Raw genomic sequence first — 23977 nt, 5'->3', positions numbered from 1 at the left:
AAGTGTATGAAAAAGTTTAGTTATAAGATCATATCCCTATCGCTGAGTTTACTTTTAATGCTTGGTGCATGTAAAGACTTGGACGATTTAAATGTTAACCCCAATTCGCCGTCCCCGGAAACAACCGACCTCAACTTGTTATTACCAACTGTAATCACCATGCTGGGTAGTCAGGTAGTTGATCTGGGTTTTGGAGACCTTGCCGGAGTCATGCAGCACATGCAGAAAACAGGTTGGCAAAGTGGTTTCAATTCTTACGACTGGGCTTCGCCCGGCCAGACTTGGACAGGCTACTATGGAATTTTGCGCAATGCCGATGAGTTGCAAAAAAAAGCGGTGAAAGACGGATATAAGTACCATGAAGGCGTAGCGCTGATTATGAAAGCCTACACCTATGGTATGATCGCCGACCTTTGGGGCGATGCTCCTTATACAGAGGCGTTGCGTGCGGAAGAAGGTTCAAAGTATTTCAAACCTGTGTTTGATAAGCAGCGGGATATTTATCACGGTATTCTTACCGACCTTGAAACTGCCAACACACTTTTGTCGCAAGAAGGCGGCCAGCCTATCAACGCAACTCAGGATGTCCTGTTTGCAGGCAATGTGTCCAAATGGAGAAAGTTTGCCAATTCCCTGGCACTGCGTTATTATATGCGCCTGCAGGCCAAAGAAGCCGATTTTGCCAAAACAGGTATTGTTAAAATTGCTTCTGACCCGGCGAAGTATCCGCTGATTACCTCAGCCGCAGACGATGCCAATGTCAGCTACCCGGGAACAGCCAACGCGGCATGGCCAACAAACATGGTGTTTAGTACCGCACCCGATGGCGAATATATGCGCAGAAAACCAGCTTCCACATTGGTAGAAGCGCTTAAAAGTTTAAAGGACCCGCGCATTGCCGTTTGGTTCGATAAAGTGCCGCAGCCACTCGTGCTGGTAGCCGGTACAAATGTTAGCAGGGCCAGCACCGACGGTAAAACATGGGAGATTTCGGCTGACATAGCTAAAAATTATGAAACCACCTACGGCACTCCAATAAATTACGCCACCGATTACATTGGTATTCCTCCTGCCATTGGAGGGGCAATGTTTTACAATCTTCAAATGGAAGGTGGAGTAAGTGGGCAAGGTCGCTACAACCCGCACATATCGCAAATAAACAGCATGTACAAAAATGCTTCAGGTGATTTGTTAAAGATGCGACTTCTATCAGCAGCCGAAGTAAATTTCATTTTGGCTGAAGCAGCATCCTATACATGGATTACGGGAGCAGAAACGTATTATGCAAAAGGAATTCAGGAATCGTTTAACGCATGGGGCGTTGGTGCGGGTTTTGCCAATTACATTGCTGGTGCGCCTTATAATGGTCTTCAAAGCATCATGCAACAAAAATGGATCGCCAGCTGGAGCGCGGCAGCCGAATCCTGGTTCGACTGGCGCAGGACAGGCTTGCCCGTATTAAAGGCTGGCCCTTCGGCCGCAAGGTCAGTTTTGCCACTTCGTTTTTACTATAGCCTTAATGATGACTTAAACACCAATACCGACAATGCTAATGCAGCCATAAGCGGCCTGGTGCGTACATCATACGCAGGTAGTGACCCTACTAATAACAGCGCATGGTCAAAAACATGGTTGTTGGAAGGAACAGGAAAGCCTTACTAGGACATGAATAAGATTGGAACAAAATAACGATGCGGGTGATTGAAAAATCACCCGCATTTAAATAACAACTTGCGCCCATGAACAAGAAAAAACTTATAACCCTTCTTTATTTTATTTGCCATGTTACGCTGGTGAGTTACGCCCAGCACTTCAAAGTGGGCGCTGCACTTCGAAACATTACTCCCGACCCGCTGCTGCCTGTTTCAGGTGGGATCGGAACCCCGAAAAAAACAACTGAAAAGAACGGAGATCTGTTTGTGAGGGCACTGGTATTCCAAAAAGGAGATACCAAGGTTGCCATTGTGAATGTGGATAACCTCGGCTGGCCGGCCGCTTTGGGCAACAGGTCCCGTGCGCTGATCAAGGGAATAAAGCCGGAAAATATTCTGATAGGCGCGACACATACGCACAGTGGCCCTGATGCCTACGGCTTCCCCAATGAAAAGGGCGAATCCTTTGCAGATATGAAATACCTTGATGGCTGTGTAAAAAAAATTGCGGACGCGGTGAACGAAGCAGCGAATAACCTGCAAGATGCGTCCCTGAAAATCGCTGTTGGCGAAGCGAAAGGCAAAATTGCCTACAATTATTACGCAGACCAACTTTACGATCCGCGTTGCGGGATCATACAGGCCACTGCCACCGCTGGCCCCAACAAAGGAAAGGTCATTGCCACTTTGGTCAACTATGCGGTGCATCCTGAAGTGATCGGTTCCGGTAGAGGCATTTTGAGTCCCGATTTATGTGGACCGCTGTACGACCGGATCGAGGCGAAGGCGGGCGGTGTTGCACTTTTTATGAACGGTGCCCAGGGAGGGATGGTAACTGCCGATAACCGTACCGAGGTGAAAGGGGAAGCAAGTAACTATGCAGAATGCAAAAGGATTGGTGAGCTGCTGGCCGACGAAGCGCTGCGTATAGTGGCGGACGCACCCGTTCAGGAGAACCCCGATTTGTATTGTACCTCACGGAAAATTGAATTTCCAGTAGATTCGGAGATCATGCGGTATATTTTAAAAAAGTCGCCGATCAAAAATGAGATGGCTGGTGAGAACCGGGTGGCTACCCAACTGAACTTGCTTAACGTCGGAGATGCACAGATTCTGACCATTCCGGGTGAAGCACTTCCAAACATCGGCTATTATGTAAAACGAAAAATGAATACCAAACTGCCCTTCCTGTTTGGCCTCACCAACGACGCCTTCGGATACATGCTTACCAAGGTAGATTTCAATAGTTTCAAGCGCTACGACTATGTCAGCCGTACCAGTCTTGGTGAAATGACGGGAGAAATTTACATCGAACAAGCTTTAAAACTGATCGCTGAATCGCCGTCGCCGTCAAAAAAATAAATTTTTATACCACAAACTTCTACCACATGTTCAAGAGATTTTTAAGTTACAGAAGATTTTTAAGTTACGGATTGGGATTACTCTTCCTGAATCTGGCTTTTACAATGTCAGCAAACGCACAGATCACACCGGAGACGGCCCTTCAAAGCTATCTTAACAACGGGGACAAGTCTTTGAAATGGGAGCTGAAAGACGAATACACCAAGAACAATCTGAGCATTTATAACATATTACTTACCTCTCAGAAATGGCGTGAGTTTACCTGGACACATCAGCTCACAGTGATTGTTCCCAAAGAAAACAAACATGATGGTGCTTTGCTTTTCATTACAGGGGGTTCCAATAAAAATGAGCTTCCCAATTGGGACAGCAAAAAGGACGATAAACTCATCGAATCCCTTGCAGCTGTGGCTGCAGCCAACAGCTCTATTGTTGTTCAATTAAAGCAAACACCCAATCAGCCCTTTTTTGGTGATCTTACCGAAGACGCCCTGATATCTTATACACTCCATAATTTCAAAAAGGACAAAGATTACAGCTGGCCGCTGCTGTTTCCAATGGTGAAAAGTGCCGTAAGAGCTATGGACGTAGTACAGGAGTTTTCCAAACAAAAGCTCAATCATGAGGTAACTAAATTTGTGGTTTCGGGAGCATCCAAACGGGGATGGACTACCTGGCTCACCGGTGCGAATGACAAGCGTGTTGCTGCCATAGCACCCATGGTAATCGATATTTTGAACATGCCTGTCAGCTTGGATTACCAGATCAAATCCTGGGGGGATTACAGCATACAGATCGAAGATTATGTAAAACTCGGTATTCCGCAGTCTACCGGTACCTCAGACGGACAGGCCATTACAACAATGATTGATCCCTACTCCTATCGCGCTAAGCTGACTATGCCGAAATTGATATTTATGGGTACGAATGACGAATATTGGGTAGTGGACAATATTAAAAATTACCTTAAAAATATCCCGGGCGAAAACAATCTGCACTATGTACCCAACGCTGGACATAACCTTGGCGGCGGGAAACAGGCTATGGAAGCTCTGAGTGCTTTTTATGGATATATATTAAACAAAACACCTTTCACCGTTTGCAACTGGAAACAGTCTGTAAGCAAAAACAACATCAAGCTGGATATCACCGCCACATCGGATGCGCTTGTAGATGTAATTGTATGGTCGGCCAACTCGCCAGACCAGGATTTGAGGAATGATACCTGGACGAGTAGAAGCCTTGGTATTAAAAATAAATCCAAAATACAGGTAACCGAACCGCTTCCTAAAACCGGTTTTAAGGCCATGTATGTAGACCTGAAATATAAAAACAAGGCAGGAGCTACCTACACGGAAAGTACGCGCGTGTTCCTTGCCAATAAGGATGCCGTTTTATAAGGCAGGTTTTTTCCAATCCCAAAAAAGGGTGTCTCAAAAGGGCACCCTTTTTTGGTGCAACATGGAAGGTAACGAGGTTATTTTTTGTACCCTCCTCATCGTCCAAATAACTTTAAGCATATTAACAAGATGCAAAAAAGTGCCAGCCGCCCGGGAGGGTTGCTCCACGAAAATTTTTATCGGAAATCAAAAATTGTTTTTTCAACGGGGAAGTCCCATTCAGGGGTCCTAAGCAAGGCAACCTGTGCAGGAGCAGGCCGGGAAGAGCTTATGCCAGCCAACCGGGAGAAGACTCCTGTTTCAATACGGTATAAATTTACAGGCCCATCGGCAAAGAAACGTGCATGAGTTCACGAACGGCTCTGGTAATACCTTCGGTATCAAAGCCACATTCATGGTGCAATTCAAAAGGCTCTCCGTGTTCGACTAAAGCATCCGGTATACCTAAGCGTTTAACACGCGAGTGATAGCCATTATCGGTCATAAATTCAAGTACTGCGCTTCCGAAGCCCCCTTGCAGACATCCATCCTCAATGGTTACGACGCGGTCGAACCTGGTGAAAATCTCGTGAAGCATTTCCTCGTCGAGCGGTTTCACAAAACGCATGTCATAATGTGCTGCATCTATCCCTTCTTTACTGAGAATTTCGCAGGCATCCACTGCATAATTTCCAACCGGCCCCAGTGTCAGGATAGCAATATGCGAACCTTCTTTTACCTTTCTGCCCTTTCCAATTTTGATTTCTTTTAATGGCGTTTTCCACTGTGGCATCACGCCATTGCCGCGGGGATATCTGATCGTAAATGCTTGTGTGCCGCTTTGGAACGAATCCAGCTGAGCCGTATACATGAGGTTGCGCAGCTCTTGCTCGTTCATCGGAGAAGCCACTACCATATTGGGAACGCACCGCATGAACGCAATATCATAAAGGCCATGATGCGTCGGGCCGTCAGCCCCCACCAGCCCGGCTCTGTCCAGACAAAAAATCACCGGCAGCTCCTGAATACAAACATCATGAATCACCTGATCGTATGCGCGTTGCATAAACGTGGAATATATATTGCAAAATACCACCTCGCCACGTGTAGCCATACCGGCTGAGAAAGTAACGGCATGTTGCTCGGCAATACCCACATCAAAAGCTCTGTGCGGCATTGCCTCCATCATTATATTCATGGAAGAACCGGAAGGCATCGCAGGGGTAACACCCACAATCCTGGGGTTTTTTTCTGCGAGCTCTACCAAGGTATGGCCAAATACATCCTGGTACTTAGGGGCCTGGGGGACATCGTATACCTTTTTCTGAATTTCTCCTGTAATTTTATCAAATATGCCCGGCGCGTGCCACTTGGTCTGATCTTTTTCAGCAGGACCATACCCCTTTCCCTTCACCGTAAGGCAGTGTAATAACTTGGGGCCGGGTATATTCTTTAAATCCTTAAGAACCTCTGTCAGATGGCTGATATCATTACCATCAATAGGGCCAAAGTACCTTAAACCAAGCGATTCAAACAAATTGCTCTGACGCAGAATGGCTGTCTTCATCACCGTTTCAACCTTTGAAACAATTTCCTGTGCACTCTTCCCGAAGGTGCTCATCTTTCCGAGGATATTCCATACTTCATCCCGCAGTTTGTTATAGGTCTGGGAAGTGGTAATGTCGGTCAGATACTCCTTCAGAGCACCTACATTGGGGTCAATAGCCATGCAGTTGTCGTTCAGGATAATCAGCAGATTCGAGTCTGTTGCACCGGCATGATTCATTCCCTCAAATGCAAGACCGGCCGTCATGGCCCCATCTCCAATAATTGCAATGTGCTGTCTTTCGTAGTTTTTCTCCAGGGCAGAGGCAACGGCCATCCCCAGAGCCGAAGAAATGGAAGTAGACGAATGTCCCACTCCAAAGGCATCATAGATACTTTCCTTCCGTTTCGGGAAACCCGAAAGGCCGCCGTAAGTACGGTTAGAATGAAAATCATCCCGCCTTCCGGTAAGAATTTTGTGGCCATAGGCCTGATGCCCTACGTCCCAAACCAGTTGGTCGTCGGGTGTATTAAAAACGTAATGCAGCGCAACACTTAATTCTACAACACCCAGGCTTGCCCCAAAATGCCCGCCATATACCGATACGTTGTCAATTATAAACTGGCGTAATTCATTACACACCTGAGGTAATTGAGAGCGGTCCAGCTTTCTAAGGTCTGCTGGGGAGTCAATTTTTGCAAGCAATTTTCCCGGTGTTATTAGCATATTCGTGTAAGCTATTGTAAATCAGATGCAACCTGTTCCTAACCTTTATGAGTGCAAATTTACAGAAATAGGTTATCTGTTTGGTTTTTATTTTTGCTGACTGGCTCTGAACAACTTCTGTTTTTCTTCCTTGGTCAGGCTTTCGTAGCCCGACTTGGAGATTTTGTCCAGTATATTGTCAATTTCAGTCTGATCCGGGGTTTCTACGCTTCCTGTGACCGTAGTGGAAGAATAAACACTCTTACTCCTGTAGACCTGTTTTTCCCGGTAAGTTACCTGCATAGCCGGTTTTTTCCTGAAAAGGTTGGACCACCCGTTCATTACTGCGTAGATCGGCTTTCCCAGATCTGTGCCGTTTTGTAACAGTTTGATGAAAATGTAGCCAATCAGCGCACCGCCCAGGTGAGCCAGATTTCCGCCAGCATTGGGTCCGATGGTTTGTGCAAGCGAAAGAATGATATAGAAAATGGCTATAAATTTGATCCGTATAGGCCCCAGGAAAATCAGATTGAACGTATAGTTAGGAAGTAAGGTGGAAGCACCCACTGCAACCGAAAAGGCAGCAGCTGATGCGCCTAACATCCCGGAGTCAACCAGATGCGCCTGAAAAAAAGGAAGAACATTATAAAGTACTATGAATACCAGCCCTCCGGCAATACCACCAAGGATGTACAGCGCCACCACGCGTTTGGCACCCAGATATTCGTCCACCAGCTTACCGAACCAGTAGAAAAACAGCATGTTAAACAGAATATGGAATATATCCTCGTGTGCAAAAAAGTAGGTAAATAATGTCCAGGGTTTGTACAGAAACGCCGATCGGTCGGCGGAGAGTTGTATCTGGTCGAGCAGCCAGTTGTAGATTTGGGCAGACTGCGAGAGGGTAAATATAATTTTGATCAATAAAAGGACAAGAAAAACCGCGGTATTTATGAGAATAATTTTGATCAGTGAATTCTCCGACTTCGCAAACTCCCTTTTTATATCGTCAACAATATTGCTCATCTTTTAATAAAAATTTGATTTGTGCGCATTCCAGTACCGCAACAATATATATGCAAATAGCATTCCTCCTACGTGTGCAAAATGCGCAACATTGTCTGACTGAGCATTTTGATAACCGGCATATAACTCGTACAATCCATAAAAGGCAACAAAATACTTTGCCTTTATAGGGAAGGGAATAAACAGCATAAACAGCTCCGTATTAGGGAACAAGAGCCCGAACGTCATGAGTATACCAAAAATTGCCCCGGACGCTCCGACCAGCGGGGTATTAATCTGATGGTTATAGTAATCCTGGACAAACGAAACACTGTATTGAATATAAGAAGAATTGGTCGGATTTTCCTCAAATTTATTCAGAAACTCTAAACTTGCCTGGTAGAGCTCCTTCGGAGCGAATTTACTCAGCAGGTCAACCATGCCATCCGGAGACGGATATTGTGTATATATCTCAACAGCCTCCCTCAGTTGTGCATTTTCAAAGTAATCGATTCCTGAAAAAAGGAGGCCGGCACCTATACCCGTGAAGAAATAAAAGAACAGGAATTTTTGCGGACCCCATATCCTTTCCAGCAGAGGACCAAACATGAACAACCCGAACATATTCCCGAACAAATGCCCTATGCCTCCGTGGAGAAACATATAGGAAACAAACTGATAAGGCAAAAAACCTTCCGACAGAACCGATTTCAGGGCAAATCTGCCCGTGAGGTTCAGGTAGGGATCAAGCAGAAAAAAAATGACATTAAGGATTAATAAATTTCTGACTGCTGGAGTGATGGCTAACATATAGAATTCAGAATCAATAAATAACAGTATTAACTAAGGCTGGCGCATTTTTGTTTCATTAGTTTTTAAAAATAGTCGCCAGCTTGTCCAGCGTAAGTAATACAATGATGGCTTCTCCTCCGGGCGTGCGATTGGGATCTGTGGATGCAAAAAGCTGATCGATGAGCGTATGAATTTCCATAAGGGATAATTTCACCGCATAACGAACCGAAAAACGCCTGGCCAAAGCGCGCGAAAGGCTTTCGGGCTTATTCAGTTTAAGATCCGAATAACTTTGTTTTAATTGTTCTATCAGCTCCTCAAAAAGGTCCTGCTCACTTTCCTCGGGGAGGTCGGCCGGGATACCCCGTATCACCAGCTGGTTAGGGCCAAGCTCGTCAAATTCAAAACCCAGGCTCCGGATTTCCCTTTTAGTTTCATGTACAAGCTGCATATCCGACGGCGTTACCCGGATGGCTTTAGGAAATAACAGCTGCTGGCATGCCCCGTTACGGTTGGTCAGCATTTTACGGTAACGCTCGTACAGAATGCGTTCATAAGCTGCTTTCTGATCAATAAGCATAATGCCATCCTTCACCTGCGAAAGTATGTACCGGTTGTGCAGCTGGAATAAAACGGCATCACTTTCCGGGGCTGCAATTACCTCAGAAGCCATCCGGTTAACCTTGCTGGCTATCGTACGCGACTGCTCCTGATAGGCCGAAGGCCTTGAAACGCTCGTCGCGCTCATCTCAAATGCGGCGAGCTCTTTATTTCTGTCCTCAGCATTCTGAAGGCCTTCGAAAAGCTTGTTCCAGTTGGTAAGGTTACTCTTGAGTGATTCGGACTCTGGTTTCCTCGACTGCGCCGCCCAGTCGGGCGTCACCGTACGGGGAATAAGATTCTGATTCTGTTCGGTACCGGACGGAGTCAGAAAATTTATATTATCATCAAAATCAATGGATTGCGATAAATTATAAACACCCACTGCTTTTTTCACCGCAGCCATGATAATTGCATAGACGGAACGTTCGTCGTCAAACTTGATCTCCGTTTTAGTCGGATGTATGTTGATATCGATATGCGCCGGATCAATATCAATAAACAGGACATAAAACGGGTGGCTCCCTTCCGGGATGGTTCCGTCAAACGCTGTGATCACGGCATGATGCATGTAACTATGCCGGATAAACCTCTGGTTGACAAAAAAGTACTGCTCGCCGCGTGTCTTTCTTGCGAATTCCGGTTTCCCAATATAACCTCTTACATTGATATACGAGGTTTCCTCCTGGCAGGATGCAAGCTGTTCGCGGTAACTCTTCCCGTAAATATCTACGATCCGGCGCACCAGTTTCCCCGACTGCAGATTAAAAATCTCCGTATCATTATGGTAAAGCGACAGGGCTACTTCCGGATGAGCCAGCGCAATGCGCTGAAATTCATCCAGAACATGTCGCATTTCCACCGAATTGGATTTAAGGAAGTTCCGCCGCGCCGGAACATTAAAAAATAAATTCTTGATTGAAAAACTGGTCCCCGTTGGGCAGGCCACAGTTTCCTGTGATTTTATTTCGGAAGCTTCAATCCTGATCAAAGTACCCAGTTCGTCCTCCTCTTTCTTTGTCTTAAGCTCCACCTGAGCAATGGCCGCAATGGATGCGAGTGCTTCACCACGAAAACCCATTGTGCGGATTTTGAAAAGATCATCTGATTTTCGTATCTTAGACGTAGCATGACGCTCAAATGAGAGCCGTGCATCGGTTTGTGACATTCCGATCCCATTGTCAATAATTTGTATCAAGGTTCGCCCCGCCTCTCTCAGTATGACCTGAATCTGTGTCGCTTGTGCGTCAATAGAATTCTCCAGTAATTCCTTTACCACAGACGCAGGCCTCTGCACAACTTCTCCGGCAGCGATCTGATTGGCTATGGAATCCGGTAATAACTGAATGATGTCGGACGACGGCATGATAAAATAACAGGTTACTATACTCTAACAAATAAACAAAATTTTTTTAAGAGCGATGGGACTTTAAATAAAGAGCAACCTAACGCCTTACGCATTTGAAACAGATTTAGATAAAAAATCACATTAAATATTGAAATTATATATTAAATCTCATTGATTTTCGTTAAACTTGAAGTCTAAAACCAAAATACCCAAGGCGAAGTTAAAAATTCCTCTATTTGTGATCTGATAACCCTTATGAAATCTCCGATTATGAAACGATTCAATTACACGATGGCCCTGCAGTGGCTGATTTTCTTGCCAGTAATATTACCCCTGTGTATCATTTTCGGAGCGGTTCAAGGTATTTTGAACATGATTGAAAAAATGGCTCAGCGGATGTGGATGGATATTGAGCTGTGAGCGCCAGCCGGAATCTATTGAAGGAATAACCATTAATATATTGACAAACGCAAGAGGGCCGGAAATCCGGCCCTCTTGCGTTTAAGAACAAATCAGAATTTCCACCTTACGAAAGCTTCCATCGCCTCGTATTCGGCCAGTCCCAGATTATCATACAGCTGAGCCGTTGCACTGTTACGCTCCTCCGCACGCTGCCAGAACTCCCGGGAATCCTCTCCCTGGAACACCACGCCATCTTTCTGAGACTGGTGTTTGAAAATTCCCTGGCGCTTTTTAAGTACCTGATCGGGACTCATAGGCACGGCCATTTCAATTTCATAGATATCCCACTCCGCCCACGCTCCGCGGTACAGCCACACCCAGCAGTCCTTCATGAAGTTCTTGTGCTTGGATCTTTCCAATGCAGCTTCAATCGCATCCCAGCATACCTTGTGTGTTCCGTGCGGGTCCGCAAAATCACCGGCAGCATATATCTGATGAGGTTTAATCTCTTCAATCAGCTTTTCAACGATCTGGATATCTTCTTCTCCTATCGGTTTTTTCTGAACAGTACCGGTTTCATAAAAGGGCATATCCAGGAAGTGCGCCTGGCTGGTGGGTATTCCAACAAACCGGCAGGTAGCCTTCGCCTCACCTCTTCTGATCAGCCCCTTTACTTTTCTGATTTCCGGTGTATCTATTTCACTGTCTTTGGTGTGGCGCAGGAAGTTTTTAGCGTCCTGGAACAACTTGCTGGTTTCAGGACTTTCAATACCAAAACCATTATCAAAATCAACCACGAAGTCGATAAATCGGAGTGCTTCATCATCAGCCACAGCAATGTTACCCGAAGTCTGGTAGGCAACATGTACCTCATGCCCCTGGTCCACCAGCCTTTGGAAAGTCCCCCCCATCGAAATAATATCGTCGTCGGGATGCGGACTGAAAATAAGTACCCGTTTTTTGGCCGGCTGCGCCCGCTCAGGTCTGTGGGTATCATCTGCGTTGGGCTTGCCACCCGGCCATCCCGTAATCGTATGCTGCAGCTGGTTGAAAACATTGATATTGATTTCGTAACAGGAGCCGTATTGCGCCAGCAGGTCGCTCATACCATTGTCATTGTAATCTTTATCTGTAAGTTTTAATATCGGTTTCCGCAGTGTTTTGGACAAATGGGTGATTGCCTTTTTCACCATTTTATTATCCCATACCACAGTGTCAACCGCCCACGGAGTTTTTACACGCGTCAGTTCAGAGGCAGCGCTTTCGTCCAGTACAAATGATACATCCGGATGTGCCTGAAGATAGGATGCCGGGTTCAGCTCTGTAACATGGCCCTCCACAGCCGCGCGGATCACAGAAGCCTTACGCTCACCCCAGGCAAGCAGAACAATTCTGCGCGCATTTAAAATGGGCGCCACACCCAGGGTAATCGCCTTACGGGGAACTTTATGAAGCCCGCCGAATTCCATAGATGCGGCTGCACGTGTGGAGTGGTCAAGTGTAATAAGCCTCGTTCTTGCATTGATGAGAGAGCCCGGCTCATTAAAGCCGATATGCCCGTTTCCACCGATACCCAGCAGTTGAAAATCAAGCCCGCCAACCGCATTGATCTTATTTTCATAAGACGCACAGTACTCTCTCAGTAATTTGGAAGGAACGGTACCATCCGGAATGAAATAATTTTCTTTGGGTATATCAACAAGATCAAACAATTGTTCTTTCATGAACCTGTGATAGCTATGAATGGAATCAGGCTCCATCTGATAGTACTCATCCAGGTTAAACGAGATGACGTTTCTGAAGCTGAGTCCCTCCTCCCTATGCATACGAACGAGCTGAGCATATACCGTTTTAGGAGAAGAACCTGTCGCAAGCCCCAGTACACAGGATCTTCCTTCCTTTTGCGTCTGGCGTATCAGATCCGCAATTTCTCTGGCTACGGCTCCGGAGGCTTCCTTAGAGTTTGCGAAGATCTGAGTTGGGATTTTCTCGTAGGTAATGGGTTGGCCAATCGTCCCACTGGTAGGATTGGTTGCGTGATCGGCGGTTTGCATCAGAATGGTTTGCGTATTGAGCGCTTGTTGGTCCATGTGTTTAAGATGTATGTTGTCCAGAGTTTTTAAGAATAGTGATACTATCCGGTAGAAATTATACGATTATTTCATCAGAAGATTCGATCTCCTCCTGCATAAATAGGTACGGATACAACTTTCGGGCCATTGTGGTCCTTGTAATTATTCCGCCACAAAAGTACGATGGAAACTGAATATTATTAAAATAATTTAAAAATAACTGTGTCCAATTTAAGCCTAACTTTTACTTTAAGGTAAGCTTTACCCGAATATAAATTTAATCTTTCAATTCCCCCTGTCAATTTAATCTGAACGTTCATTTTCATTCCCCGATAAATGCTTGTATTTTTGCGCTTTGTTTCAGAAACATCTTTCAAACATTCCCGTTAATCCAATGTCTACACTCACAAGCGTTGAACGTGACACAACCATATTTGATCTGATTACCAGAGAAAAATATCGCCAGGAGTCTGGTATAGAACTGATTGCTTCAGAAAACTTTACTTCTCCACAGGTAATGGAAGCGGCCGGAAGTGTGCTTACCAATAAATATGCAGAAGGACTTCCTGGGAAACGCTATTATGGCGGATGCGAGATTGTGGATGAAATTGAACAAATTGCGATCGACAGGCTAAAGGAACTTTTCGGAGCTACCTGGGCAAACGTTCAGCCTCACTCCGGCGCACAGGCCAATACCGCCGTGTTTTTGGCTTGCCTGAATCCCGGCGACAAAATCATGGGCTTTAACCTGGCGCATGGTGGGCACCTGACGCACGGGTCACCCGTCAATATCTCGGGTAAATATTTCCACCCTGTTTTTTACGGAGTTGAAGCCGAAACCGGGCTGATCGACTGGGATAAGGTGGAAGAAACGGCTTTGAGAGAACAGCCAAAACTTCTTATCTGTGGTGCCTCTGCCTACAGCCGCGACTGGGATTACGAACGCCTGCGTGATATAGCGGATAAAGTTGGAGCTCTTTTAATGGCCGACATATCTCACCCGGCAGGACTTATTGCCAAAGGTTTACTGAAAGATCCTTTTGACTATTGCCATATCGTTACCACCACCACACACAAAACATTACGCGGCCCTCGTGGCGGTGTGATCATGATGCGTAATGATTTCGAAAACCCGTTTGGGATCAAAACACCGAAAGGGCAGCTACGTACCATGTCGTCGCTGTTGGATTCAGGTGTATTTCCCGGCACACAAGGCGGGCCTCTTGAGCACATCATTGCTGCAAAAGCAATTGCTTTCGGGGAAGCATTGAGCGATGGCTACTATAACTACGCCACACAGGTTGCCAAAAATGCCCAGGCCATGGCCAAAGCATTTACCGACAAAGGATACAGAATTATTTCAGGCGGCACAGACAATCACCTGATGCTGATAGACCTTCGTACCAAAAACGGTATCGAGTCGGGACTGACGGGAAAACTGGCAGAGAATACCCTGATCAAGGCGGATATCACCATTAATAAGAATATGGTACCTTTTGATGACAAATCTCCGATGGTAACGTCAGGTATCCGTGTGGGAACAGCTGCCATGACTACCCGTGGCTTACTGGAAACAGATATGGAACGTATCGTCGACCTGCTGGATACCGTACTGATGAACCACGACAACGATTCAAAAATTGCCGGTGTGAAAGAAGAGGTGAATACCTGGATGAAGCAGTATCCATTGTACGTTTAAAGTTATTCTTGAAGCCTATCCAACTGCACAATTTCTCCGGAGCTTGTGCAGTTTTTGTTTATAGGATACCCGCGTGGCCATCCGTCAGGAGCTAAAAACAGCGTACGCCAGGGTGTTGGCAAACCTATTATTCCAGGAAGCATCCTGATGAACGTAAAGAATTGTGCGCTAACATGTTTTGACTTAATAAAGTTTTCATAACTTTGCACTCCAAAATCGAATTAATTGATATGAGCAAGAAAAATACGGATGCATCCGGGCTTGAAATTATTGAAACTCCGGAAGCACTGGCGGGGCAGATCAACAAGGCAGAAGTCTTTTTTCTTAACAACCGAAAAGTAGTATTAGGTATTGGTGGAGCTATTTTATTAGCCGTTGCGGCTTTTGGAGGATACCGTCTTTATATTGATAGCCAGGAAGATGCCGCCCAAATAGCTCTTTCGGGCGTGGTTTATGACTTTGAAGCCGATTCTCTGCAGAAAGCACTGAACGGAAGCGGCGGAAACGAGGGACTGCTTTCGATTGCCGATGGTTACAAAGGAACTGATGCAAGCAATCTGGCCCATTTTTATGCAGGCGTGGCTTTACTCAAACAAGCTAAGTTTGACGATGCAATCAACCATCTGGAATCTTTCAGCTCTTCTGATCTGCTGGTTGCGGCACGCGCCAAATCGCTGATCGGTGACGCCTATCTTGAAAAAAATCAACCTGCAGAAGCGATATCTTTTTATCAGAAAGCGGCAGATTACGACAAAAACGAGTACTTCACTCCGGTGTATCTGATGAAACTTGCCCTGGCTCAGGAAAAGGCAAATCAGGCAAAGGATGCTTTGTCAACATATAAACGTGTTATTGATGAGTTTCCTCTGTCGTCGGAAGTGGTTAACGCGAAGAAATACATGGGATTATTAGAGGGACAGGTCGGCAAATAATGAGTGATCATTGCTGTTCCCGAAAAGGATAAAGCCGACACCGGTTTTATCCTTTTTTTGTTTGTTAAAAATGCATGTTTAATCCATATTCAAGTAGTCATGTCAAGTGCGGATAAAAATTTGAGTGTATTCTCGACAGAAGGCCTTCCGGATATCAGCCAGAGGAAATTTGCCATCGTTGTTGCAGAATGGAATAGTGAAGTCACAGAAAAGCTTTTTGAAGGTGCATACGCAACGCTGATCCGCTACGGAGCGCTTGCCAAAAATATTGAAAGAGGTAATGTTCCCGGCAGTTTTGAATTAACGCTCGGGGCTCACTGGTATGCGCAAAGGGAAGATATAGACGCAGTTGTTGCGCTGGGGGTGGTTATCCAGGGAGAAACAAAACATAACGATTATATCAACCACGCCGTTGCACAGGGTATTACCAATGTGAGCATTAAAACAAACAAGCCTGTGATTTTCGGAGTACTTACGCCTAATAATATGGAACAGGCCCTGGAAAGATCTGGCGGCGTTCATGGCAACAAAGGTGATGAAGCAGCGATAACGGCCATCAAAATGCTTGGTCTTCAGGAGAAAATAACAAACAGGCGAGGATAGCCAGGAAGGGCTGATAATAGCCCGAATACGCCCGTCCGTGAAACAAAATTCATTCATTCAAAAATTCAATAACATTCATTATTATGCAAGTCTGGAAATTTGGCGGCACTTCGGTAGGAAAGCCTGAACGTATGCATTCGATCCGCGAACTTCTGAACAATGATCCTAGTCGTAAGATTGTGGTATTGTCCGCCCTATCGGGTACCACCAATGCGCTGATCTCAATCGGAGAGTCGGCAAAGGCAAATGAAGATGTAGCAGCAGCAGGCAAGATAGACGACCTGAAAGCACACTACGAGTCCTTTATCAAAGCACTTTACGCTACCGAAACCGGACTTGCAAAAGGGAAGGAAATTGTGGATGCCGAGTTTGGGTATATTCGTTCGCTGGTTGGGATAAAACCATTTGCTCCGAAACAGGAAAAAGAGATTGTAGCCGAGGGAGAATTACTTAGCACCAAGATGTTTCAGGCATACCTGGAAGAGCAGGGTGAGAATTCAGTATTGTTTCCGGCACTGGAGTTCATGCGCATCGATGCCGACGGAGAACCTGAGCTGGCCGCTATTGAAGAAAAGCTGTCAGCAATGTTAAGCCAGCATCCGGATAAGCAGACCATCATTACACAAGGCTTTATCTGCCGCAACCCACGTGAGGAAGTGGATAACCTGAAAAGAGGAGGGTCGGACTATACGGCATCGCTGATCGGAGGGGCCATACGTGCCGAGGAGATTCAGATCTGGACGGACATAGACGGCATGCATAATAATGATCCCCGGATTGTAAAACGCACTTTCCCGATCCGCGAGCTGACTTTTGAGGAGGCGGCAGAACTGGCCTATTTCGGTGCTAAAATATTACATCCGAGCACCATCACGCCAGCAAAGCTACGAGGTGTTCCAGTTAGGCTCAAAAACACCATGCAACCCGAAGCCCCGGGCACGCTGATCGCCAATCAGACGTCGGAAAGGGAAATAAAAGCCATAGCCGCCAAGGATAATATTACGGCCATTTATATCCATTCAACCCGTATGCTGAATGCTTACGGCTTTCTGCGCCGGGTATTCGAGATTTTCGAAAAGTACAAGACACCGGTGGATATGATCACCACTTCTGAGGTATCGGTATCTGTAACCATTGATAATGATGAGAACCTCCAGGCTATCAGTGCGGATTTAAGAGAATTTGCAGACCTGGAAGAGCATGACCGCGACCAGAATATTATCTGCATTGTGGGAAATTTCAGCGCAGACAAAGAGGGAATTGCCCTTAAAGTGCTGGATGCGCTGAAGCATATCCCTATAAGAATGATTTCCTACGGTGCATCAGAACATAACCTTTCGCTGCTCATCCATTCAAAATATAAGGCCGAGGCCCTGAATGTGTTAAATGAGCGGTTGTTCTTCTACGAAGACGCAATGAAGGATATTTTCACGGCTCCGTAAGCAGATTTATCAGTTGGTCTTAATAAAGTATCCAAAAATATAATTGTCCTCCGGCTCCAATGCCGAAGATACCCACCCAATGTTACAAACAGCATTCATCCGCGAAAATAGAGACTACACTATTGCGGGACTGGAAAAGAGATATTTTAAGGACGCCGCCGAGGCTGTTGATCTTGTTATTTCGCTCGACAAAAAACGCAGGGAGATACAGCAGGAACTGGACGAGGTGCTGGCGGCATCCAATACCAAAGCAAAGGAAATAGGAGCTTTGATGAAAGCCGGGCAAAAAACCGAAGCTGAGGCTGCAAAAGCCGAAACGGCAGATCTGAAGGAAAAATCAAAAGCGTTAGAGGAACAACACAAAGAAGCAGAAGAGGCCCTTTTTAGCGAACTCGTAAAATTACCCAATCTGCCTCACGAAAGTGTGCCCGAAGGCCGGTCTGCCGAGGACAATGTCACCGTTCTAGAGAGTGGCAGCAAGCCCAGCTTACCCGCAGGCTCTCTGCCACATTGGGAACTCATCAAAAAACTTGGCCAGGGCCAGGCTCCGATCATTGACTTTGAGCTGGGCAACAAAATTGCCGCTGCTGGTTTTCCTGTTTATAAAGGAAAGGCGGCGCGTCTGCAGCGGGCCATGATCGCCTTTTTCCTGGATGAAGCAGGCAAGGCAGGGTATACTGAAATACAGCCTCCGATTGTCGTCAATGCAGATTCCGGATTTGGAACCGGGCAGTTACCTGATAAAGAAGGGCAGATGTATCATGACGCTCAGGATGATCTTTACCTGATCCCAACGGCGGAGGTACCGGTGACGAACCTGTATCGGGATGTGATTGTGCCCGAGGCCAGTTTGCCTGTAAAAAATGTAGCTTATACACCCTGTTTCCGTCGGGAGGCGGGCAGTTGGGGTGCGCATGTCCGCGGCCTGAACCGGTTGCATCAATTCGACAAGGTAGAAATTGTGCAGATCAACCGGCCGGAGGACTCTTACAAAGCGCTGGATCAGATGGTGGAGCATGTGAAAGGATTGCTTGAAAAACTGGAATTACCTTACCGCATCCTGCGGCTTTGCGGGGGAGATATGGGTTTCACTTCCGCACTTACCTATGATTTCGAAGTATGGTCTGCCGGGCAGGAGCGCTGGCTGGAATGCAGCTCCGTATCCAATTTTGAGACATACCAGGCTAACCGTCTTAAACTGCGTTACAAAACGGCTGATAAAAAAACACAGCTGCTGCACACCCTGAATGGCTCTGCTCTTGCTTTACCCAGAATAGTAGCTGCCTTGCTCGAAAATAACCAACAGGCGGACGGTACGATAAAAATTCCGGAGGCTCTGGTACCTTACTGTGGTTTTGATACCATCGAATAGTACTTTTTGAAGCATCTTAATTAACAGGCCGTCATACCCGTGACGGCTTTTTTATTGAAAACCATTTATGGAATGGAAGGATTGGTACTTTAAAATTTGGTTAAATAGTACTTTTGTGCTGTGAACCCTTCGTGCCATAAGATCAAAAGTATCTTTATATGAAAATAGGATCAATACTACTCTCCGGATGCGCTGTTGGCCTCCTGGTTATTTTTGGGTTTTCAGGTAAGCAGCCGCGGACACAAAAGGATTCCGTGCCCCGGCAGCCAAACGTCGTAATAATCCTGACCGATGATCAGCGCTGGGATGCGCTGGGGGTAGCCGGGAATCAGTATCTCAAGACGCCGAACATCGACAAACTTGCCGCTGAAGGGGTCTTTTTCAAAAACTACTTTTGTACTACCTCTCTCTGCTCACCCAGCCGTGCTTCCATTCTGAGTGGGGTGTATGCCCATACGCACGGGGTAGTTAATAATTTTACCGATTTTCCCCTCAACCGGCCTAATATGCCTGCTGTTCTGCAATCGGCAGGTTACGAAACAGCTTACATTGGCAAGTGGCACATGGGTGAAGAAAATGACAGTCCCCGCCCTGGTTTTGATTTTTTTGTAACACATAAAGGACAGGGAAAATACTGGGACACAGAATTTAACATTAACGGTCAGGGCAGTAAGGAAATAAAAGGATATTATACCAATGTTGTGACAAAGCTTGCGACGGACTGGCTGGGTACCCGGAAATCGAAACCGTTTTTTCTCATGCTTGGCCATAAAGCTCCGCACAGCTTTTATACGCCCGAACCAAAATATGCTCATGCATTTGAAAATGTCCCGATCCCTTACCCTCAAAGTGCATTTGAACTGACTGACAAACCAGCATGGATTGAACAACGCCTGACCACCTGGCACGGCATATACGGGCCGTTATTTGAATGGCGAAAGAAATTCCCGGATGCTTCGCCGGAAGCCGTGAAAGACTTTGAAAAAATGATTCATGCCTATTGGGCTACTATTTTATCGGTTGACGACAGTGTCGGGGAAATTTACCGTACCCTGCAGGAAATGGGTGAGCTGGATAATACGATCTTTATTTTTACGTCGGACAATGGCCTGCTGAACGGAGAGCACGGCATGGTTGACAAAAGAACCATGCATGAACCCAGTATCCACATCCCTCTCATCGTCCGCTTTCCCGGATTAACCCCCGTGACCAGGCCCGTGGTGGTTAACAAGCAGGTGCTGACGCTCGATCTTGCTCCCAGTGTGCTGGATCTGTGCGGTGCGCCCGCCTTGCCCAAAATCCATGGACAGTCGTTTAAGCGCCTTGTTCAGGGGGATACCACCCATTGGCGAAAGGCGTGGTATTATGAGTATAATTATGAGAAACAGTTTCCCTATACTCCCAACGTCCGTGGTATACGGACAGACGAGTGGAAATACATTCACTATCCCACCGGCGACGGCCAGCCCGACAAGCATTTGGCGGAGCTGTACCACCTGGCGGCAGATCCGGAGGAAAACCACAACCTGATTCATGACCGCAGATATGCGCGTCAGCTGAAAAAACTAAAAACCGAACTGAACAATCTCCTTAAACAAACAGGAGCCTATCCGGACAGTATGCCGCTGGATGAAGGTGTTAAATCCCAGCTGCCCGAAAAATCTATTCGCTAGCTATTACATCAGGTTCGGAAAATGCGGATTTAATTCAGGTTATCCGGCATTCATCACAATCTGGTCATAAAGGATTGGCCAAAAGACAAGCCCCGGCTGCATCCGATTAACTGGATTCCATCCGTAAAATGATGTGCCTGCCGATTTTAATTCAAAATCTATACACAACGGGCGCTTGGTTAGTTTGCCAAACGCCCGTTTTACATCAGTCTCCTTAATCGTTCAAAACAAACTTTTGGCTAACTACCAGGCCGCTGGTTTTGTAAGTGATAACGTACAAGCCAGGTGTCACATGAGCGGCAAAGACGAACTCATATTGCCCGGACTGCCCCCTCATCTTTGCAGAAATCTCCCTGCCCGATGAATCATGGATCTTGTAAGACTCTATCGGCCCGTTGGTAACAACATGGGTGATCCTCCCATTGGATGGGTTGGGGTATACCCTGTAAAGCTCGCGGCCATTCCGGCTTTGGATGGCCACAATCCTCGAGTAACTGTAGGTACCGTCCGTATCTACCATCTTCAGCCGGTAATAACTTGCTGCCACACGGACGGCTGCATCTACATATACGTAACGGGAATCTCCGCCTTTCAACTCGCCTATTTTGCTAAAACCATACTGGGGCAATTCCGAATACTCTATCTCGAAACGGTCAAAATCCTTTTCATCTGCTGTGCGCCAGACCAGCCTGGTGCCCTCGGCAGTTTGCTCTGCATTAAAACTGATCAGCGTTACAGGAAGCTCCCTTTCTGGACAGGTGGAGCCGATTTCGGCCCTGGTCTGTGACAAACCTAAGGTTTGTCCACCATTGGCACTGGATGGCACACCGTTGGCATCCACCACATTGCCCAGGTTATCGTCCACTCCAAAAGTAACTCCGGTGTAACCGCCACCCGAGTTACCACCCGGTACCTCAGATTCTTTGAGATCGTCGATTCCGAAGTCGCCACCGCCTTCTACGGCGTCGGTACACCCGTCACCGTCACTGTCAAGATCCTGATGATTGAAAATCCCATCCAGGTCGGTATCTGCTGCGCAGGTGGATTTAGGATGTAAGGCCTGAACAAATTGATAAGGCGTAAGGGTAATCTCCCAGACCCCGCCCCCAGCGTTAAAAAGAGTCCCCGATACGCCTGTAATTCTGTATTTGGCATATTTAGAGGAAGTATGAAGGGTATTCTGAATGCTAAAGTCAGCCACAGGATAGTTCGCCATTGCTGTGGATAAATCAACCCAGGAGGATCCGTCCCAGCCTTGTAACTTAAAAGTGGAGGTTCCGTTGGTAGAAAGCGGCCAACTACCCATATCAAAGTTTACTGAGGAAATAGCTATCGGGGTAGTAGGCGTTATTTCAAAAATGGATTTATTTATCCAGTCTTGCGCAGGGCTGGTGTTAGCAAATGAAAATTGATGGTCGGTATTTCCATCGAAGGTATAATTAATAGAAGCAGCGGTTTGCAGCTCAGTGGTTACAGAAGTTATGACCTTTGCCTGTGCTTCGGTGTAAAAACAATCAGGGCTTTCCACAACATCCAGTATCCCGTCGTTATCGTCATCGTAATCTGCCAATTCTGTTTTACCATCACCATCCAGATCCTCACCGATTTTCAATATACTATTCAAGGCATATTGGTTATAGGTGGAAATATAGTCGACCACCCCATTCTGATTCGCATCAACACTGTCATTCAGTCCATCGTTATTGGCATCGGTCCCCGCCGGGTCAAGCTGAGTATTGGCAGGCGGCCCTGCAAGCAAATCTGTCAAAGGGCTCACGCCTGACTCTGAAAGGTCGGAAGAGCCGTCACCATCGCTATCCAGATCCTGGTGATTATTCTTTAAATCGTTATCAAGATCTGCTGAACAGGTCGGTTTGGGATAAGCAGATGCAATATATTGATAGGGTGTAAGGGTTATCTCATAAACCCCACCCCCAGCGTTAAGAAGAGTCCCTGATACGCCCGTAATTCTGTATTTAGCATATTTGGTGCCGAGATGTTCGGTATTGTTTATGCTAAAGTCAGCCACAGGATAGTCATCCATTGCTGCTGATAGGTCAACCCAGGAGGTCCCGTTCCAGCCTTGTAACTTAAAAGTGGAAGTTCCGTTGGAAGAAAGCGGCCAACTACCCATATCAAAGTTTACCGAGGAAATAGCTATCGGGGTAGTAGGCGTTATTTCAAAAATGGATTTATTTATCCAGTCTTGCGCAGGGCTGGTGTTAGCAAATGAAAATTGATTGGTGGTATTTCCATCGAAGGTATAGCTAATAGAAGAAGCAGTTTGCAACTCCGTGGTTACCAAAGAAATGACCCTTGCCTCTGCTTCAGTATAAAAACAACCCGGGCTTTCTATTGCGTCGAGAACACCATCATTATCATCGTCGATATCGGTGTCATTGCATATTCCGTCTCCGTCAAAGTCATCACTGTCCAAGGTACCTCCCACAGTACCTGCACATTGCAGATTACCGGAAAAGCCTTCCAAACCTTTAACGGATACATAAGTTCCCACTTCCAGGTCCCAGTCGCCATCTTTGCCGGAGAGGTCGTCAGAAGCAGAAACCAAAACGCCGAGTACTTTACTCAGGTAGGAAACAGCCGCCTGCCCCGCTGCACCTTTACCAAATTCACAGCCGTAGATGTTTACCCTTTGGAACCGGGATACATCCGTCTGATTTTTCAAAAAGGTAACAATACCCTTTGCATCAAGCCATTTTCCGTTGATCAGCAGTTTGCCGGGCCGACCATGGGAAAACAAGTGATAGGTATGCGCATCAAGATCCGCCTGATCCAGCAGAAGTTTTTGGATATCAGCATCTTTAAAAACATTAAAAGAAAATGCTGAATAGCCGGATGTAATTTTCACATCTTCCGAAAAACGTTTCACCGCACGGCTGTAACCGGGGTTGACATAAAAATGGAAGGAAAGTAGGAGGGTACAAAAAAGGATACTACGATTCATAAAAAAGAGGAGGTAAAATTAGTAATGATTTAATCCCAAATTTAATATAGAAATGCCGGAAAAAGACGCTAAAAAAGAGGGATTGCAGTAATAATTCGATGGATCTTGTCGCTCCCATCAGTACAAAAATATTTTAACGGTTTAGGGTATATAAGGTTCGCACCGGGATAACCGGTTCTCTCACTGGTATACGGAGATAACCGGCATCCTGACTATTTCATTCTCGGATTAATTTGAGGAATTCTCGAAGTTTTTCTAGTTTCTTACCCCCCCCATGTTGTACCATTCCAGACGGGAAATCAGGCATATCCCCAAACGTCCTCATACTTAGGCTCTTCTCCTTTTTCAATCCTGCGGATATTTCCTTTTCAGGCTGTCTCACTTTGTCTTTTGAGCAAATGGAATCGCTTGTTTAAGATTTTTAGCTT

16 protein-coding genes are annotated in these 23977 nt (G+C 46.2%); 10 read left to right on the top strand and 6 right to left on the bottom strand.

Annotated features, from left to right (window positions below; translation table 11 throughout):
* Nucleotides 1-6 precede the first annotated feature (6 nt).
* From KOE27_RS23025 to KOE27_RS23015, 3 genes are all read left to right on the top strand, one after another.
* On the top strand, nt 7-1662 hold the full coding sequence (locus KOE27_RS23025; RefSeq protein WP_215241108.1) for a SusD/RagB family nutrient-binding outer membrane lipoprotein: 1656 nt from the start codon (nt 7-9) through the stop codon (nt 1660-1662).
* Nucleotides 1663-1739: 77 nt separating this feature from the next.
* Complete coding sequence (locus KOE27_RS23020; protein ID WP_215241107.1) at nt 1740-3014, top strand: hypothetical protein; 1275 nt, start codon at nt 1740-1742, stop codon at nt 3012-3014.
* A 26-nt stretch (nt 3015-3040) separates the two neighbouring features.
* The gene (locus tag KOE27_RS23015) at nt 3041-4414 is read left to right on the top strand and encodes a PhoPQ-activated pathogenicity-related family protein (protein ID WP_215241106.1); all 1374 of its coding nucleotides are present in this window, start codon (nt 3041-3043) and stop codon (nt 4412-4414) included.
* 316 nt (nt 4415-4730) lie between these two features.
* On the opposite strand, the gene dxs is transcribed toward KOE27_RS23015, so the two are convergent.
* The 4 genes from dxs to mutL all read right to left on the bottom strand — a co-directional run bounded on the left by dxs (nt 4731) and on the right by mutL (nt 10407).
* Nucleotides 4731-6665 (bottom strand): 1-deoxy-D-xylulose-5-phosphate synthase, encoded by a 1935-nt coding sequence (gene dxs, locus KOE27_RS23010; RefSeq protein ID WP_215241105.1) that lies wholly within the window; start codon nt 6663-6665, stop codon nt 4731-4733.
* A gap of 87 nt (nt 6666-6752) precedes the next feature.
* Complete coding sequence (locus KOE27_RS23005; protein WP_215241104.1) at nt 6753-7670, bottom strand: rhomboid family intramembrane serine protease; 918 nt, start codon at nt 7668-7670, stop codon at nt 6753-6755.
* A gap of 3 nt (nt 7671-7673) precedes the next feature.
* Nucleotides 7674-8459 (bottom strand): rhomboid family intramembrane serine protease, encoded by a 786-nt coding sequence (locus KOE27_RS23000; protein WP_215241103.1) that lies wholly within the window; start codon nt 8457-8459, stop codon nt 7674-7676.
* A gap of 58 nt (nt 8460-8517) precedes the next feature.
* Nucleotides 8518-10407 (bottom strand): DNA mismatch repair endonuclease MutL, encoded by a 1890-nt coding sequence (mutL, locus tag KOE27_RS22995; protein WP_215241102.1) that lies wholly within the window; start codon nt 10405-10407, stop codon nt 8518-8520.
* 252 nt (nt 10408-10659) lie between these two features.
* Here mutL and KOE27_RS22990 point away from each other — a divergent pair, with 252 nt between their 5' ends.
* The gene (locus KOE27_RS22990) at nt 10660-10809 is read left to right on the top strand and encodes a hypothetical protein (protein WP_215241773.1); all 150 of its coding nucleotides are present in this window, start codon (nt 10660-10662) and stop codon (nt 10807-10809) included.
* Between the two features lie 92 nt (nt 10810-10901).
* Here the strand turns inward: KOE27_RS22990 and nagB are convergent, their stop codons facing one another.
* Nucleotides 10902-12845, bottom strand: a complete 1944-nt coding sequence (gene nagB / locus KOE27_RS22985) for a glucosamine-6-phosphate deaminase (protein ID WP_215241733.1) — start codon at nt 12843-12845, stop codon at nt 10902-10904.
* Between the two features lie 412 nt (nt 12846-13257).
* Between nagB and glyA the strand changes: the two genes are divergently transcribed.
* The 6 genes from glyA to KOE27_RS22955 all read left to right on the top strand — a co-directional run bounded on the left by glyA (nt 13258) and on the right by KOE27_RS22955 (nt 20584).
* On the top strand, nt 13258-14562 hold the full coding sequence (glyA, locus tag KOE27_RS22980) for a serine hydroxymethyltransferase (protein WP_215241101.1): 1305 nt from the start codon (nt 13258-13260) through the stop codon (nt 14560-14562).
* A 230-nt stretch (nt 14563-14792) separates the two neighbouring features.
* Nucleotides 14793-15494, top strand: a complete 702-nt coding sequence (locus KOE27_RS22975; protein ID WP_215241100.1) for a tetratricopeptide repeat protein — start codon at nt 14793-14795, stop codon at nt 15492-15494.
* Nucleotides 15495-15593: 99 nt separating this feature from the next.
* Nucleotides 15594-16097, top strand: coding sequence for a 6,7-dimethyl-8-ribityllumazine synthase (gene ribH, locus KOE27_RS22970; protein WP_215241099.1), 504 nt, complete (start codon nt 15594-15596; stop codon nt 16095-16097).
* Nucleotides 16098-16180: 83 nt separating this feature from the next.
* Complete coding sequence (locus KOE27_RS22965; protein WP_215241098.1) at nt 16181-17539, top strand: aspartate kinase; 1359 nt, start codon at nt 16181-16183, stop codon at nt 17537-17539.
* Nucleotides 17540-17618: 79 nt separating this feature from the next.
* Complete coding sequence (gene serS, locus KOE27_RS22960; RefSeq protein ID WP_215241097.1) at nt 17619-18911, top strand: serine--tRNA ligase; 1293 nt, start codon at nt 17619-17621, stop codon at nt 18909-18911.
* A 158-nt stretch (nt 18912-19069) separates the two neighbouring features.
* Nucleotides 19070-20584: a sulfatase family protein gene (locus KOE27_RS22955; RefSeq protein ID WP_215241096.1), complete on the top strand. Its 1515-nt coding sequence runs from the start codon at nt 19070-19072 to the stop codon at nt 20582-20584.
* Between the two features lie 214 nt (nt 20585-20798).
* On the opposite strand, the gene KOE27_RS22950 is transcribed toward KOE27_RS22955, so the two are convergent.
* The gene (locus KOE27_RS22950) at nt 20799-23549 is read right to left on the bottom strand and encodes a DUF4347 domain-containing protein (RefSeq protein ID WP_215241095.1); all 2751 of its coding nucleotides are present in this window, start codon (nt 23547-23549) and stop codon (nt 20799-20801) included.
* Nucleotides 23550-23977: the final 428 nt, after the last annotated feature.

It is taken from the genome of Dyadobacter sp. CECT 9275, assembly GCF_907164905.1.
GTDB lineage: Bacteria > Bacteroidota > Bacteroidia > Cytophagales > Spirosomataceae > Dyadobacter > Dyadobacter helix.
Note: the sequence above shows the minus strand (reverse complement) of the source record. Positions and strands in the feature narration are given on the sequence as shown.

Excerpts from the sequence above, each read along its gene's own strand:
- KOE27_RS22990 (WP_215241773.1), top strand. The coding sequence starts at position 10,660 with ATGAAACGATTCAATTACACGATGGCCCTGCAGTGGCTGATTTTCTTG.
- KOE27_RS22965 (WP_215241098.1), top strand. The coding sequence starts at position 16,181 with ATGCAAGTCTGGAAATTTGGCGGCACTTCGGTAGGAAAGCCTGAACGT.
- mutL (WP_215241102.1), bottom strand. The coding sequence starts at position 10,407 with ATGCCGTCGTCCGACATCATTCAGTTATTACCGGATTCCATAGCCAAT.
- KOE27_RS23025 (WP_215241108.1), top strand. The coding sequence starts at position 7 with ATGAAAAAGTTTAGTTATAAGATCATATCCCTATCGCTGAGTTTACTT.
- KOE27_RS23020 (WP_215241107.1), top strand. The coding sequence starts at position 1,740 with ATGAACAAGAAAAAACTTATAACCCTTCTTTATTTTATTTGCCATGTT.
- dxs (WP_215241105.1), bottom strand. The coding sequence starts at position 6,665 with ATGCTAATAACACCGGGAAAATTGCTTGCAAAAATTGACTCCCCAGCA.
- KOE27_RS23000 (WP_215241103.1), bottom strand. The coding sequence starts at position 8,459 with ATGTTAGCCATCACTCCAGCAGTCAGAAATTTATTAATCCTTAATGTC.
- KOE27_RS23005 (WP_215241104.1), bottom strand. The coding sequence starts at position 7,670 with ATGAGCAATATTGTTGACGATATAAAAAGGGAGTTTGCGAAGTCGGAG.
- glyA (WP_215241101.1), top strand. The coding sequence starts at position 13,258 with ATGTCTACACTCACAAGCGTTGAACGTGACACAACCATATTTGATCTG.
- KOE27_RS22975 (WP_215241100.1), top strand. The coding sequence starts at position 14,793 with ATGAGCAAGAAAAATACGGATGCATCCGGGCTTGAAATTATTGAAACT.
- serS (WP_215241097.1), top strand. The coding sequence starts at position 17,619 with ATGTTACAAACAGCATTCATCCGCGAAAATAGAGACTACACTATTGCG.
- KOE27_RS22955 (WP_215241096.1), top strand. The coding sequence starts at position 19,070 with ATGAAAATAGGATCAATACTACTCTCCGGATGCGCTGTTGGCCTCCTG.
- KOE27_RS23015 (WP_215241106.1), top strand. The coding sequence starts at position 3,041 with ATGTTCAAGAGATTTTTAAGTTACAGAAGATTTTTAAGTTACGGATTG.
- KOE27_RS22950 (WP_215241095.1), bottom strand. The coding sequence starts at position 23,549 with ATGAATCGTAGTATCCTTTTTTGTACCCTCCTACTTTCCTTCCATTTT.
- nagB (WP_215241733.1), bottom strand. The coding sequence starts at position 12,845 with ATGCAAACCGCCGATCACGCAACCAATCCTACCAGTGGGACGATTGGC.
- ribH (WP_215241099.1), top strand. The coding sequence starts at position 15,594 with ATGTCAAGTGCGGATAAAAATTTGAGTGTATTCTCGACAGAAGGCCTT.